The sequence below is a fragment of the Nocardiopsis chromatogenes YIM 90109 genome (genome assembly GCF_000341185.1).
In the GTDB taxonomy this organism is placed as follows: domain Bacteria; phylum Actinomycetota; class Actinomycetes; order Streptosporangiales; family Streptosporangiaceae; genus Nocardiopsis_A; species Nocardiopsis_A chromatogenes.
On record NZ_ANBH01000184.1, the window covers coordinates 1 to 14,272 of the forward strand.

Below are 14,272 nucleotides of genomic sequence, written 5' to 3' on the forward strand. Positions count from 1 at the left end.
CGGGCGAGCCGTCTCGTCTGCGGGCGGTTCCTCGCACTCGTACTTCGTGCGCGAGGAACCACCCGTGTGACAGGGGTGTCACCGTAGTTCGTGGCCGATGACGGCGTCGCGGGGGCCGTCGAGAACGTCGCCGATCGCGCCCTTGGTCAAACCTTCCGGAGATTTACCGGGACCCCGGTGACAGAAGGTTTGATATCAAAAAGCTCCAGAACGTTGAGGTCGACCGTGACGATTCCGATGATTGGCCGATCTTCAGCGGCGTGGGCTGGGGCGGCGCTCAGCGCGAGCGCGGCCGCCGAAACCGCGATGAGGACGCCTCGTAGGATCGGTGTCATGGTGTCTCCCGGATGTCGGTCGTGCGGTGCGGACTAGGACCCTCGAATAACAACTTAAAGTACATATCCAAGCACTTATGGTGTGCGCGGCGTGCCGGGGTCCGATCGGATGTCTCACCCGGGAGCGGATCTCGTGCAGGTCGGAGAGTAGGTGGCATACGCCTTCACCCACCCCCCGGAGAACCACTCTGTGCGGTCATCAGTGGCGTGGTGATGCCCCGGGTTTTCCGCCCAGCGACCGGGGTAGCCTTGCCCTGCTCGGTGTCGAGCGCGAGGGTGCCGTGGGCCTTGGAAAGAACGAGAAGCCGGAGAAGGAACAGGGGACACGCGGGTGAAGGAGGGGCCAGAAGGGCTTCACGCTCAATGGAGCCGCCCCTCTCATCCCCCGAGGGCAGACGGCCGCCCATGTTCAGACGGATGTCGCCGCAGGGGTTCGCGTTCGAGAAGAACGGCGGTGTGAGCCCGCGCCGGTCCACGTGCACCAGGCACGCCTGCGCGAGAGCCGTTGGCTTCGGTACCGCTGCTCTGCACGCACGGTCTGGGGTCAGGCGGGAGCCGGGCAGTGAGGTGCGGTGGACTACACGCTGTCGCAGAGATCATCAATCTGTTGGATACTACTGGTAGAAACAAGGTCGAGGCCGCCGCACAGGTTCCAGGCGACCTTGGAAAAGGGAAGCGGCGGATCGGCGGCTGCGGGGGTCACGACGCCCATGACGGCGGTGGCGGCCAGGGCTGCACCTACGAGCAGGGTACGTGCTCGCATAACACTCCTCTTTCACTCTGGGTGTTGACAGCACTACATATTGCCACGCTTTGCTGGTGATGTGAAGGAACAGGTAGGTGGTCAGGACCAGGACGGCGGCCCCGGCAGGGATCACGGCCAGGGCGAGGAACCGGTGAAGGCGATCTCGCGCGGTACCTGGCGCGTGGGCACCGGGCGGCGCCGCGACCTCAGCCGGGCTGCGTCCGGCTTCTCCGGCTCAGGGCGTGATGGCGGCCTCCGGGGCCGAGCCGAGCAGGAGGTCGAGGACGTTGCCGACGAAGCCGCGCTCCAAGACCTCCTTTCTTGCGGACCTTCTCGCACCTTCCTGGGGCGAGTGAGCAGCAGGTCCTGCCCCCAACACCTGATCGCAGGGTCAGCGCCTCACACGGCCAGGTCCAAGCGCTTGTCCATGTCCAGGTCGAACCGGCCATACGGGTTGATGTGGGTCCAGAACAGCGGGTTGAGGCCCCGCCGGTCCTCCGGTGTGAGCCGCCCCGCCCAGGCCGGGTCTTCCAGCACCTGTTGCAGCAGCAGGGTGTTGACGTAGACCAGCGCGGACTGGAGCAGGTGCAGGCACAGCATGGAGATCTCGGCGTGCTCGCGGTCGCCGCCGGTGAGCACGCCCTCCTTGCCGTAGAAGAACTTGTCGTTGGCGCCGTTCCAGTTCTCCACCACCTCCAGCCCGCCGTGGATCTCCCTGCGCAGGGCTTCGTCGGCCAGGTAGTCGCAGGCGAAGATGGTGCGCACCGCCCGGCCGAGTTCTTCCAGGGCCTGGTAGACGGGCATCTTGGGGCCGCCGCCCTTGGTGAAGCGGCGCAGCACCTGCTCGGTGTCGGCCGTGCCCAGGCGCAGAGCGGTGGCGTACTTGACCATCTGGTCGTAGTTGCGCTCGATCAGCGCCCAGTCGATGGGCCGGTTCTTGACCACCCGCTCCAGGTGCGGCCACGTCGCCGGACCGGTGTCGGGGCTGTACAGGCGCACCGCGCCGATGTTCTTCAACCGCGGCAGCAGCTTGAACCCGAGCAGCTCGGTGAAGGCGAACCCCACGATGGACGCGCCGTGGGTGTCGGTGTAGTTGGCCTGGACCTCGGCGTCGGTGCAGTGCCGCAGCACGCCCTCGATCATCGCCGCGACCTCGGAGGAGGAGCACGACTTGAGCTGGGAGTAGATGCAGGCCCGGCCCTTGTCGACGTGCCAGTAGATCATCACCCCGTGCCCGCCGTAGCGGGCGTGGAACTCCGTCATCAGGTTCGACTCCCAGGAGCCGAACCGCTTGGAGTCCGACGCGGTGGTGGTGGCGGTGCCCCACCAGGTGGCGTCGCGGGCGGCGAAGGTCTCGTTCACCACCGTCGCGATGGCGCGGCGCAGGTTGTCGCGGGTGATGTGCGAGGCCCTGGTGCGGCGCAGCGCCCCCTCGTCCTCGCCGTGCTCGCCGGTGGCGATCATCTGCTTGATGCCCATGTTCGTCCCGAGCGCGAACAGGCACAGCAGCAGCCGCCGGTGCAGGGTCGCCTTCGGGATGGCCTCGCGGGTGGCCACCGAGACGAACTCGTCGCAGAACCCGGTGAGCAGCGCGGTGTCCTTGAGGATGTCGAGCAGGTCGATGGTCCCCCACCGGCGCTGCACCTCACCCTTGAGTGCCCCCAGGTTCTGCGGCTCGGGCAGAGGCTCCAGCTTCGGCACGCTGATCCAGGGCTGGCCCTTGCGGGTCACGATCCGCACCCCGCCCGTGGTGCCCTTGGCCATCGCCACATCGAGCCGGTCCAGGGCCTGGCGCATCCGGGTGCGCACCCCGTCCACGAACGCGTTCGGCTCCACCGGCTTCTTCAGCGCCGCGTAGTGCACGTCCCGGTTGTCGGCGAAGTCGCCGGGCAGGTCGGTGTCGGGGTTGCGCCACTTCCCGGCCCCCTCCACGTAGATCTCCCGCCGGCGCAGGGCCTCGCGCAGAGCGATGAGCACGCACAGCTCATAGGGGATGCGCTCCACCAGCCCCGAGGCGGTGTCGGTGACGGCCTCAGCCCAGGCCTTGGGCACCACACCCTCGATCGGCACGTGCTCGTCGGCGCCGTAGAACTTCTCGGAGCGGTCGACGTCGGTGTAGCGGCCCAGCAGCTCGATCGCCTCCATCACCGGCCGGTAGGAGGTGTTGTTGCAAGCGAACGACAGCGCGGCCAACAGCGGGGAGAGCATGCGCCGGTAGTGGTGGGAGTAGGAGCCGCGCAACTGGTAGCGGACCCGCTCGGCCATCGCCTTCTCCGTGGCCATCAGCTCGCGCGCCAGCTTGCGCAGCGTCTTCTCCCCGCCCGGGACCGCGCGGTAGATCACCTCGGCCACCGTCCCGCCGGGCTCGGCCAGGGAGGCGTCCACCATCCGGCGCAGGATGCCCTTCTTGCCCGGCACCGCGGTCAGCTCCCCGATCAGCTCCTTCTCCACCCGCTTCTCCGCGCGGGCGTTGATCCGGTGGATGAGGCGGATCAGCAGCTCCACCAGGCCATCGATCAGCTCGGCCTGCCGGGTCCAGCACAAAGCGGCCAGCAGGGTGTAGCGCACCGGCTCGGCGCACTCGGCGAAGTCGGAGGGGTACATCCGGGCCGCCCGGGACCGCCAGGCGGCCACGATCTTCTCCGACACGCCCCCGAACGGCTCGTCCGGCAACCCCAGGGCCTGCACGGTCTTAAGCTTGTCGATCTCCTCCAGCAGCGTCTCCAGCCCCAGCGGCCCGGGGTCGGACTTCACCGCCCCCAGCACGCCCTCGGTGCCCAGCACCCGACTCTGGAGCCTCTCGCAGATCCCCGGGCCCAGGCGGGCCATCACGCTGGTGGTGAAGGCCTCCTCGAACCGGCGCACCCCGGAGGCGACGATCCGCTCGACCTGCCCCTCGCGCGGGGGCTCGATCTTCAGGGTGCGGCACCGGCGCGCCACGGCCTGGGCGAGTTCGTCGCGGTCGACCTCCACCGGGCACACCTGGTCCGCGAGCCAGTCGGCGAGCTGGTCTTCGTCGTCCTCGGTGGCCGCGTGGGTGCCATAGGTGTCCCGGATTTGGTGGCGGTGTCGTCCCTGGACACGTGTGTTCCAGGGGTACTTGCCGAACAGGGCCGCTTCCACGCCCACCTGGTCGGCGACGAAGTCCACCGCGGCGGCCGGGATCTCCTCGGCGTAGGAGGGGAAGCGGCCCTCGATCTGGAAGAACTTGAGCTTGAGCGCGAAGCCGAGCCGGGTGGCGCCGCTCTTGTTGCCGAGCAGCTTGCGGTCGCCCTCTTCCAGGGTCCACTCATCGACGAGCTGCTCGGGGGTCCAGTCCTGGCGCATGAGGGGTGCTCCCAGATCGTGGCGGTCGGTAGTCGACAGCGCACACGGTCGCGGACCGGTTCCGGGTTACCGGTGGGTTCGCCTGATCTGTGACCTCGGACCGCCCCAGAAGCTACTCACCGGTTACTTGTCCTGTTGCCGGGCGTTCGGGAGAACTGGGCCAAGGCGCCCGAGCACCTGGTGCGCATCCTGCGCGAGTCGCCGGAGGAGATCCTGGGCGGCTGAGGCGGCGGGCGGGCCTCCAGGGCGGTGAAGCGGCCGCTTCAGGCTCCGGCTAGGGCGTGCGGGGCTTGCGCCACCTCAGCGAGTAGCGGCGCAGGACGTGGCGGCGGTAGCGCACACCGGGCAGTACGCGGCGGGCCGACCGGCGCACCTGGGCGTAGCTCATCTGCGGGGCGGCCTCGGGCATGCCCTCCGGGCCGTCGGCCCGGAGGGCGACCTTGGCCGCCCGCACCACGGGGGCGCAGGCGGCCCGGACCGCCAGGTCCGCGGGCCCGGCCTCGCGCGCGAGGCCGACCACGACCAGCGTGCCGCCGGGGCGCAGCAGCGCCCGCATGCGCCGCAGCGCCTCAGTGAAGTCCATGTGGTGCACGGTCGCAACCGAGCACACGAAGTCGAAGCCGCCCTCGGGAAGGTCGGCGGTCAGGAAGTCGCCGGTGACCAGCTCCAGCCCGGGCACGCCCGCGTAGCGCTCACGGGCCAGGCCGGTCATGCGGGCAGAGGCGTCGATCCCGGTGACCTCGTGGCACACCGCCACCAGTCGGCGGGCCAGGACCCCGTCCCCGCACCCCACGTCCAGCGCGCGGGCGCAGCCCCGGGGAACGGCGCGGAGGATGCCGCGGTGGCGGGCGACGTTGGTGTTCCAGTACGGCGAGGCGGGCAGCGTTCTCACGCGGGCAACGATAGGCGCCGCGCCGGCCCCGGCAGGCTCGTGGTCCGGGTAGGCGGCGCGGCCTGGTGGGCGGGTGCTCGCCCGCGCTCGTGGCGGCCGCCGGGCCGACGCGCCCCTGCCGGTGTTGATCCCGGGAAAACGCCCCTAGAACCGCGCCGGTTTCCTCGAGATCACCGCAGAGGGGGCGCATTCCTGGCATAACGGGCACACTGCGGGGGGCGGCGGTCCGGGACGGTGGTACCGCCACCCGGTCGGCGGTCTGGCGCAGGTTTCACCGCCATGGATGCCCCGGGGGGCACCCGAGGGGCCCGGAAGGTGGGTTCCGGGCCAGCCGCTACCGGCCCGGTGTCCGCTTCGATCGGATTTCCGGGCGCCGGGGCGCCTTGCGCGTCCCGTTCGACGCCCGGGGCGGCGTCGCGGGCGGTGCGGGCGTGCGGTCATCGCGACACGTGAACGCGATCCGGTGCCAGAAGGCCCCTGAACGGCACACCGGGGCCGTTTACCGATCCCAGCGTCACTACGCGTAGCCGATATCGGCCCTGCGCGGACCTCGGGAGCCCGACGGAGGGGTCCGGGCGGCCCCGCGCCCGCCCTCCGCACCCGAGCCGAACACCCCGGACGGACAGGAATAGGATATTTCGCTCCGAGAACGTGTTCTGGAATCGCGGTGTTCGTCGCCCCGGGGTCGCCAAGAGTGTCGCTGGGCGCGTTTCCCGGCCTTGTCTCCACCTAACGCGGAGTATTCGCCTAGGTCACGGCATTGCCGGGTGGTGCGGTGCGGGCCAGGGGCCGCCCCGGGTGTCGAAGAGCGCGAACCCCGGGACCGCGCCGCCCCGCCCGGACCACGAGGGACCCGCGCCCGGCAGTCAGGGCCTGGGAACCGCCCTGCTTACCCCGTCGCCGCCATCAACGGCGACCACCAGCACGCCTGGTGCCCGACAGCGCTACTGCAAGGGCCACCAACCTTTTTTGTCGTCGCCGCCCCCTCCCTCGCACTGCGCCGACCCCGCCACCCGGATGGCGTCCGCTGGAGTGGTGGAACTTCCGTCCGGCCGGGTCGGCCCGTTGGTTACGGCTCCGGGGCGGACCGGGCCGCCCTCGAAGCCCTGACCGGCGGCCGCAGTCGGCAGAAGTTCCACCACTCCGGCGGACGTGACCGCCATCCGGCCGGGACCCGCGAGCGGGGCACCGGCCCCGGCCGACACTCGCCCGGACCGCGAGCGGCCCACCGCCCGGCAGTCAGGGCCGGGGAACCGCCCCGCTTGCGCCGTCTCCGCCAACAACGGTGACCATCCGCGCGCCGGGCGGCCGACGACGGTGCGGCGAGGGCCGCCGCCTTCGTCGTCGCCGCCCCACTCCCGCCGTCTCCGGATCCGGACCTCGCCATGGCCGGGCCCCGGTCCCCGGACGACCGCACCGCGCGGTCACCCGGCCCCCGCCAGCGCGCGGGCGAGCATGGCGGCCGCCTCGTCCATGCGCCCGGCCGGGGTCGCCGCATAGCCCAGCACCAGCCCGGGCTCCCCGGGGCGCACCCGGTGCCAGGACAGCGGGTGGGCCTTGGCGCCTTCCCGCAGGGCCGCCTGTGCCAGGGCCGTGTCGTCGAGGCCGTCCGGGAAGGTCACCGTCAGGTGCAGGCCCGCGGCCGCCCCGTGCACGCGGGCGCGGGGCAGGCGCTGGGCCAGAGCGGAGATGAGGGCGTCGCGCCGCCGCCGGTGGCGCCTGCGCAGCAGGCGCAGGTGGCGCTCCAGGTCGCCCGACTCCATCAGGCGCGCCAGCACCAGCTGCGGCAGGACGGCGCTGCCCAAATCGGCGAAGCGCTTGGCCTCCACCAGCGCGCCGTGGTGGCGCTCGGGGGCCAGCGCCCAGCCCAGCCGCAGCGCCGGGGCCAGCAGCTTGGACACGCTGCCGGTGTAGAAGACGTGGTCGGGAAGCATCGCGCGCAGGGCGGGCACCGGCGGGCGGTCGTAGCGGTGCTCGGCGTCGTAGTCGTCCTCGACGACCAGCCCGCCGGTGGCGCGGGCCCATCCGATGAGGGCGCGGCGGCGGTCGGGGGCCAGCACGGCGCCGGTGGGGTACTGGTGGGCGGGGGTGAGCAGGGCCGCCCCGGCGCCGGTGGCGTGCAGCGCCTCCACCCGCACCCCCTCGGAGTCGACGGGCGCCGGCGGGGTGGCCATGCCCCAGTGCGCCAGGTGCTGGCGCACGCCCAGGGAGCCGGGGTCCTCCACGGCGACCGCCTCCACCCGCTCGGCGGCCAGGATGCGCGCCACCAGGCCCAGGGCCTGGGCGGTTCCGGCGACCACGACCAGCCGTGCGGGGTCGGCGCGGATCCCGCGGTTGCGGGCCAGCCAGGCGGCGGCCGCCGCGCGCAGCGGGGCCGCGCCGCGCGGGTCGCCGTAGCCCAGCAGGTCGGGGGAGGCCTGGGCCAGGACGGCGCGTTCGGCGCGCAGCCAGGCGGCGCGGGGGAAGGCGGCCAGGTCGGGCACGCCCGGGGTCAGGTCGATGCGGGCCGGTGCGGCGCGCAGGGCGTCGAAGACCCCGGGGCCGGGGGCGGTGGCGAAGGGGTCGGCGGGCGCGCGGCCGGTACCGGGGGCCGGGGGTGCGGGGGCGGTGGCCGGTGCGGCGACCACGACGGTCCCGGCGCGGCCGCGCCCGGCCACGTGCCCGTCCTCGGCCAGGCGGCGGTAGGCCTCGGTGACGGTGCCGCGGGCGACCCCGAGTTCGGCGGCCAGGCGGCGGCCCGGCGGCAGGCGTGCGCCCAGGGGCAGGCGGCCGTCGCCGATGGCGGTGCGCACGCTCTCGGCGATCCAGTGGGACAGCCCGCCGGGCGGGGCCTGGGCGGGGTCGAGCTGGAGGAAGTCGGCTCCCGCCTGTTCGGACCAGTCGGGTGGGGTGTCTTTGGCTCTGTCCACCGGTCCATTGTGGCGGAAGGGTGGGGGCCATGGACGGCGCGGTGTCGGTGGAGTTCGTGCTCACGTGCCTGGTGGTGGCCGCACTGCCGGGTACCGGGGCGGTGTTCACCATGGCGGCCGCCGCGGGGCGCGGCGCGCGGGCGGGGCTGGTCGCGGCGCTGGCGTGCACGCTGGGCACGGTCCCGCACGCGGCGCTGGCGGTCGGCGGGCTGGCGGCGCTGATGCAGGCCGGGTCGGCGCCGTTCGCCGTGGTGCGCTGGGCGGGCGTGGCCTACCTGCTGTTCCTGGCCTGGCGGCTGCTGCGCGAGCGCGGCCCGCTGGCGGCCCCGCCGCCCGGGGGCCGGGCGCCGTCGGTTCTGCGGGTGCTGGCCTCGGGGGTGGCGGTCAACCTGCTCAATCCGAAGCTGACCGTGTTCTTCCTGGCGTTCCTGCCGCAGTTCGCGCCGGCCGGGCAGGGGGCGGGTGGGGCGGCGGTGTTGGCGGTGCTCAGTGCGGTGTTCATGGCGGTGACCTTCGCGGTGTTCGCGGTCTACGGGGGCCTGGCCGCGCTGGTGCGCGGCCGGTTCGGGCGGGGCGGGCCCGCGGGGGCCTGGGTGCGGCGCGCCTTCGCCGGGGCGTTCGCCGTGCTGGCGGTGCGCCTGGCGGTGGGCGGCCTCGCGTGAGGCCGCGAAGACGGAGACGAAAGGGGACGAGGTATGCGGTTCGAGCACTCCGATCGGGTCTGGGAGGAGTTCTGCTCCCTGGCGGCAGGCGTGGTGCGGGCGCGGGGCGTGGCAGGCCCGGCGCCGGTGGCCGAGGCGGTGGCGGCGTTCGAGAAGCGCGCTGCGGCGCGGCGTGAGGCCGAGGGGGAGCTGGAGCCCATCCGCGCGTGGCGGCGCGCCTATGCGGCCATGGGGTTCAAGCCGACCAAGCACCGGTGCGCGGCCGAGTCGCTGCTTCGGCGCTGGCGCAAGGAGGGGGCCCTGCCGCGGGTGCACCCGCTGGTGGACCTGTGCAACGCGGCGTCGCTGGCCTACGCGGTCCCGGTGGCGGTGGTCGACGTCGCGGGGGTCGGCGGGGACCTGCAGGTGCGCCACGCCGTGGGCACGGAGGAGTTCACGGACCTGTCGGGGCGGGTGGAGCGGGTCGAGCCGGGGGAGGTGGTCTATGCCCGGGGCGAGCATGTGGCGCACTCGCGGCGCTGGGCGGGGCGCCAGAGCGCCGCATCGGGCGTGGGGCCGGACACCGGTGAGGTGCTGATCGTGGCCGAGGGCCTGCACGAGGGTGCGGCCGGTGACGTGGGCGGGCTGGCGGAGGAGTTGGAGGAGTGCCTGAGCGCGCTGTGGGGGGCGCAGACGTCCCGGGCGGTGCTGGACGGCCGCACGCGCGTGTTCGAGTTCTAGGGGCCTGCGCCTGCGCGGCTCGCCGCAGGCGGGCCGCTCCTGGCTCGGGGCCGCGGCCGCATGGAGCCCGACCTGGCCGCAGGGAGCTGCGCCCCTCCAGCAGAGGCCGCCCGTCGGCCCGGCCGGGGGACGGGGCGGCGCACACGCCATCGACACCCGGGCCGGGCGGTCGCCGGGCTTCGGCCGTGGACGCGTCACGGCAGGGCCCCGCCTGCGGCGGTGCCGGTAGCGGGGCGGGCCGAAGCGTGCTTCGGCGTGTGGCCGCCCGCCTGGCCGGCCGCCTGCGGGCGGGCGTTGTGCCCGACCCGCCCGCAGGCGTGGTTCGCGCCCATGGACGAGGAATCGGCCGTCGACTGCGCCCCCTGCACGTCGCCCCCTCCGGGCTCACTCGGTCCGCCCCCGTCTCGCCGTGTGAGGAGCCTTGGGTGCCCGACGCCGGCAGGTCTTGCACATGCCGTAGCGGCATGTGGCCCAGTGAACGGTGAGCACGACGCTGAGAGGCTTCCTTCATGCACCTGCCCGCGATTCCCCGCTGGGTCAAGATCGGCGACGCCGCCGCATTCACCGGGACGCCTCCCGGGCCATCCGCCACTACCACGCCATCGGGCTGCTCGCCGAACCGCCGCGGGGCGCCGACAACCGCCGCCGCTACGGCTACGGGGACCTGGTCCGCCTGCTGTGGATCCGGAGAATGGCGGACGCGGGCATCCCCTTGGAGGACATCCGCGCCGCCTTCGCCGGTGCCATCGACATCGAGCAGTCGCTCGCCCGGCTGGAGGAATCCTTCACCGCCAAGGCGGCCGCCATCGAACGACAGCGGAGCGCGGTGCGCCACCTGCGTGCATCAGGTAGCCCCCTCGGCCTGCTCTCCCCGTTGGTCACCGATCGGCTGCGCCACGTGCCGCCCGGGGATCTGCGCCCTTCTGATCTCGACTCCCTTCTGGTCACCGAGCGCATCCTCGGCCCGCTCGGCGCCGCCGTCCAGGCCGACCGGTTCATCGTCCTGGCCACCCGGCCCGACCTGCGGGCCGAGGAGGACCGCCTGGCGGAGGCCGAGGCGGAGCTGGACGACAGCGTCTCCCCCGACGACCCCCGCGTGGATGCCCTCGCCGACCAGCGGTGCGCACACGAGGCCGCGCTGCTCTCCGCCATCGAGGAAACAGGACCAGAGGCGCACGACGACCTCTTTGAGCACTTCGACGAGACCGCGGACGGGAACGAGGCGACGACGAGCGCGTCGGAGGCCGTCGGCACGATGCCGTACGACTTCTCCGCGGCCCGCATCCGCTACGAGGAACGCGCCCTCGAACTCCTCCACGCCCGCCTGCACGGCGACACGCCCCATGGGCTCAAGCCGTGACCGCGGCCCTGCGCCCGCCGCGCCCCGGCCGGTCGGCGTCCTCAACCAGAGGCAGGGGGCTCCCGGTGCGCGGCGGGGACGCGGCGGCACCTGCCCGTGGGAGAGCCCGCAGAACGCGCCGACCCTGTGCAGGGCCCGCCCCGAGCGGGGGCGGCCATCGCCTGGGCCTCGGTTTTCCGCAGCGATCCCTTCCAGGGCCGTTCGCGGTTCGGCCCGGTCGTAGCCGCACCGCCGGTGGCGTGGCCCGCCCACGACCGGGCCGTCAACGGATGTGACAGTCGTCGGGGCCCACCGTCGGGTTCCTTTTCGGGCCCCGGCCCGGCGGGCGCCGCTCGGCCGTCCCCCTCTTCGGCGTCCTGGGCCTCGTGCCGGTCGGCCCTCGACTGCGCCCGTTCATCGAATCCTGATCGGGCCGGATCGCCCTCGGGGTTCCTGGCCTCCTCCGACCGGATGCGCACCGCGGCCTCCCCCTACCCGGCGATCAGGCCGCTGACCAGGACATTGCCCCTTTCCGGCGTATCCTGTCCGCCCCCCTGGCCGCGGCGGGCCCCTTCACGCGGCGGGTTCGATGCGGAGGACGGCGGAGTCGTCGCCGATCTCGACGACTTCGAGGGTCATCGCGTCGTTGACGGTCGCCACGGTGCCCAGGCCGCAGCTCAGGCCGACGCCGCCTCCGCCCTGCGAGGTCACGCCGCCGCCTCCGGAGCACCCCGAGATGCTGTAGCCCGAACCCGTCAGCGGAGCGGCCATCTCGACCGCGTCGTCGGCGATCGCCGTCACCTCGATCGGCCCGAGGCCGAACTCCCGGGGCAGGGCCACCGTGTCCCCTACGGCGACCTCGATCTCGCACACACCCTCCGCGCACGGCCCGGTGGGCGAGGGGGAGGGGGTGCCCGTGTCCGCGGGTTCGGACGCCGAAGCCTCAGAGCCGTCGGGCGGCTCCCCGGCGGTGGACCCGTTCGGCGGACCAGGGGTGCACGCCGCGGTGGAGGCGGACACGACGGCCGCAGCAACGGCCACAGCGGGTGGCCACGTGTACATCATGGCCACCATTGCATCGCGTCCCCGTCGGCCCCACCTAGGGGGTCAGAGCACATGACCGGTGCCGCCCCCTCCCGCCCCGGAGGTCATGCGGGCCCGGGCGGGTCCGGCCGCCACCCGGTGGCCGCAAGCGAGGCCACCGGGGCGAACAGCGGGTCGGGCAGCTCGTCCCAGTCGTGCCAGGACCAGCCCTCGGTCTTGTCGGGTTCGACGACCTCCGGCTCGCCCCGGGCCTCCGCCAGGTGGTGCAGGGTGATGTAGTGCAGCCCCTCGGCCCCGAACACGTCGCTGGTCCAGCAGATGGGGGACAGGCGCACCGCCCGCAGCCCCGTCTCCTCCTGCAGCTCGCGCGCCGCGGCCGCCTCGGGGGCCTCGGCCGCGTCCACCTTGCCGCCGGGGAAGGACCAGGTGCCCGCCCCGTGGGCTCCCCTGCGCCGCCCCAGCAGCACGCGCCCCTGGCGCACCACCACGGTGCTGGTGCCCAGCAGCGGCCCGCGCGGCGGCACCTGCGGGGCCGTGCCGTCGGGGTCCCAGGCGGCCAGGCGGTCCAGCAGCGCGTCGGGCCGCCCGGCCGAGACGACGATGGCGCGGTGGCGGCGCCGGATCAGCCCCTGGCGGGTGAAGTGGTCGAGCAGGCGGGCCAGGTCGCTCCAGTAGCCGCCCACGTCCAGCAGCCCGACGGGCTTGGCGTGCAGCCCGGCCTGGGTCCAGCAGGCCGCCTCGGCGATGTGGTCCAGGGTGTCCAGGCCGCCGGGCAGGGCGATGAAGGCGTCGGCCAGCTCGGCCAGGGCGGACTTGCGCTCGTGGTGGGTGGCCACCGTGCGCAGGTCGCGCAGGCCAGGGTGGAGGGTCTCGCGGGTGCGCATCGACTGGGGCACCACGGCGGTGGCGCGCCCGCCGGCGGCCAGCGCGGCGTCGGCGACGCGCCCGGCCAGGCCGCGGGCGGAGCCGCCGTAGACCAGGCCGATCCCGCGGTGGGCGAGCAGGGCGCCCAGCTCCTCGGCGGTGCGGGCGTAGGTGGGGTCGGTGCCCGGGTCGGACCCGGCGAGGACGCAGACGCGGTGGAGGGCCATGGGGCACATGCTCGCACGGATGCGGCGGCCCCCTGCCCGCCGCCGAAAGGCCGGGGCGGGAGGGGCGTGAAAGGATCGGCCGTCGTTGCGCGGACGGCGCAAGGGCCGGTGGAAGGACGGAGGTCTTGGATGCTGTCGGTGCCTCTCGACGGGGACGGGGCGCTGCTGGGCGCGCTGGAGCCGTGGCAGGCCGAGGAGTTCCTGGCGCACATGGACCGGGGGCGGGAGTTCATCGGGGGCTACATCGGCTTCCCCGACGCCGTGACGGACCTGGGGTCGGCCCGCCGGGTACTGGAGGACTACGCGGGCAAGGCCGCCGCCGACACCGGGCGCATCTACGGCATCCGGGACCGGGGTGTGCTGGTGGGCGGGGTGCTGTTCCGCACCATGGACGCCGGGCAGGGCGTGGCCGAGGCGGGGTGCTGGCTGGAGCCCGCGGCGACCGGCAGGGGGCTGGTGACGCGTGCGGTGCGCGTGATCATCGACTGGGTCTTCCACGAGCGCGGGTTCCACCGGGTGGAGTGGAGGTGCGCCTCCGGCAACCGGGCGAGCATCGCCGTGGCCGAGTGCCTCGGCATGACCCGCGAGGGCGTGCTCAGGCAGAGCAACGTGCTGCGCGGGCACCGCCAGGACATCGAGGTCTGGTCGGTCCTGGCTCCCGAGTGGCGCGGGCGGCGCGGCGGGTGAGTATGACGCCGGGATGCGAGGGCGCCTGTGCGCCGGTTCTGACGGTGCTCTGAGGGCTCGGTGCGCGGCGGTGTCGACGGGTTCCGGCACCGCCGCGGCCTTCCTCGGCGCCGGGCGTTGCCGCCGCGCGCCGTACCTCAAGGTCGTTCGCGCCCGCTTCGCTGCGGGCGCTCCACCTCGGCCTGCGGCTTCGTACGCACCGCTGTCAGGACTCATCGACACGGCCCTGCGACGAATGGAGACGCTACGGAGACGCTGTGGAGTCCCATCGGCCAAGACCGCGTCCGCTGGAGTGGTGGAACCTTTCGCGGCCACGACCGCCCTACACCGAGCGGCCTTCGGCCGCCCGGCCGGGTCCCGCGATGCCCGGCGCGCCCGACGACAGACGAGGCCCGCCCGCCGCCGCGGAGGGGTCGCGTCCGCTGGAGTGCTGCAACTCCCTCCGGCCAGGTCGGCCCGCTGGTTACGGTTCCGGGGCGGACCGGGCCGCCTACCAAGCCCTGACCGGCGGCGGGGCTTCG

At 73.7% G+C, this 14,272-nt stretch carries 11 protein-coding genes; 4 read left to right on the forward strand and 7 right to left on the reverse strand.

Annotation, left to right across the window (positions count from 1 at the left end):
* Positions 1–146: 146 nt before the first annotated feature.
* From D476_RS37530 to pdxR, 5 genes are all read right to left on the reverse strand, one after another.
* Positions 147–335: a hypothetical protein gene (locus tag D476_RS37530; protein ID WP_152529383.1), complete on the reverse strand. Its 189-nt coding sequence runs from the start codon at positions 333–335 to the stop codon at positions 147–149.
* 577 nt (positions 336–912) lie between these two features.
* A complete protein-coding gene (locus D476_RS37535; RefSeq protein ID WP_152529384.1) occupies positions 913–1,098 on the reverse strand; it encodes a hypothetical protein in 186 nt (61 codons plus the stop codon).
* Positions 1,099–1,479: 381 nt separating this feature from the next.
* Positions 1,480–4,407, reverse strand: coding sequence for a Tn3 family transposase (locus tag D476_RS0118240; protein ID WP_017625369.1), 2,928 nt, complete (start codon positions 4,405–4,407; stop codon positions 1,480–1,482).
* A gap of 274 nt (positions 4,408–4,681) precedes the next feature.
* Positions 4,682–5,299, reverse strand: coding sequence for a class I SAM-dependent methyltransferase (locus tag D476_RS0118250; protein ID WP_017625371.1), 618 nt, complete (start codon positions 5,297–5,299; stop codon positions 4,682–4,684).
* Positions 5,300–6,723: 1,424 nt separating this feature from the next.
* Positions 6,724–8,208 carry a MocR-like pyridoxine biosynthesis transcription factor PdxR gene (gene pdxR, locus D476_RS0118255; protein ID WP_017625372.1) on the reverse strand — a complete coding sequence of 495 codons (1,485 nt, stop codon included), beginning with the start codon at positions 8,206–8,208 and terminating at the stop codon, positions 6,724–6,726.
* A gap of 29 nt (positions 8,209–8,237) precedes the next feature.
* Between pdxR and D476_RS0118260 the strand changes: the two genes are divergently transcribed.
* The 3 genes from D476_RS0118260 (at position 8,238) to D476_RS33770 (ending at position 10,950) form a co-directional block, all read left to right on the forward strand.
* Positions 8,238–8,870 (forward strand): LysE family translocator, encoded by a 633-nt coding sequence (locus D476_RS0118260; protein ID WP_017625373.1) that lies wholly within the window; start codon positions 8,238–8,240, stop codon positions 8,868–8,870.
* Positions 8,871–8,903: 33 nt separating this feature from the next.
* A complete protein-coding gene (locus tag D476_RS0118265) occupies positions 8,904–9,590 on the forward strand; it encodes a B3/B4 domain-containing protein (RefSeq protein ID WP_017625374.1) in 687 nt (228 codons plus the stop codon).
* A gap of 481 nt (positions 9,591–10,071) precedes the next feature.
* Positions 10,072–10,950, forward strand: coding sequence for a MerR family transcriptional regulator (locus tag D476_RS33770; protein ID WP_338036247.1), 879 nt, complete (start codon positions 10,072–10,074; stop codon positions 10,948–10,950).
* A 552-nt stretch (positions 10,951–11,502) separates the two neighbouring features.
* On the opposite strand, the gene D476_RS0118275 is transcribed toward D476_RS33770, so the two are convergent.
* Both D476_RS0118275 and D476_RS39785 read right to left on the reverse strand, forming a co-directional pair.
* On the reverse strand, positions 11,503–11,802 hold the full coding sequence (locus D476_RS0118275; protein WP_017625376.1) for a hypothetical protein: 300 nt from the start codon (positions 11,800–11,802) through the stop codon (positions 11,503–11,505).
* A 275-nt stretch (positions 11,803–12,077) separates the two neighbouring features.
* Positions 12,078–13,064: a TIGR00730 family Rossman fold protein gene (locus D476_RS39785; protein ID WP_017625377.1), complete on the reverse strand. Its 987-nt coding sequence runs from the start codon at positions 13,062–13,064 to the stop codon at positions 12,078–12,080.
* Positions 13,065–13,193: 129 nt separating this feature from the next.
* Here D476_RS39785 and D476_RS0118285 point away from each other — a divergent pair, with 129 nt between their 5' ends.
* Positions 13,194–13,751: a GNAT family N-acetyltransferase gene (locus D476_RS0118285; RefSeq protein WP_017625378.1), complete on the forward strand. Its 558-nt coding sequence runs from the start codon at positions 13,194–13,196 to the stop codon at positions 13,749–13,751.
* Positions 13,752–14,272 lie beyond the last annotated feature (521 nt).

Coding starts and splice junctions, on each gene's coding strand:
- D476_RS0118285 (WP_017625378.1), top strand. CDS start 13,194: ATGCTGTCGGTGCCTCTCGACGGGGACGGGGCGCTGCTGGGCGCGCTG.
- D476_RS37530 (WP_152529383.1), bottom strand. CDS start 335: ATGACACCGATCCTACGAGGCGTCCTCATCGCGGTTTCGGCGGCCGCG.
- D476_RS0118240 (WP_017625369.1), bottom strand. CDS start 4,407: ATGCGCCAGGACTGGACCCCCGAGCAGCTCGTCGATGAGTGGACCCTG.
- D476_RS37535 (WP_152529384.1), bottom strand. CDS start 1,098: ATGCGAGCACGTACCCTGCTCGTAGGTGCAGCCCTGGCCGCCACCGCC.
- D476_RS0118260 (WP_017625373.1), top strand. CDS start 8,238: ATGGACGGCGCGGTGTCGGTGGAGTTCGTGCTCACGTGCCTGGTGGTG.
- D476_RS39785 (WP_017625377.1), bottom strand. CDS start 13,064: ATGGCCCTCCACCGCGTCTGCGTCCTCGCCGGGTCCGACCCGGGCACC.
- D476_RS0118265 (WP_017625374.1), top strand. CDS start 8,904: ATGCGGTTCGAGCACTCCGATCGGGTCTGGGAGGAGTTCTGCTCCCTG.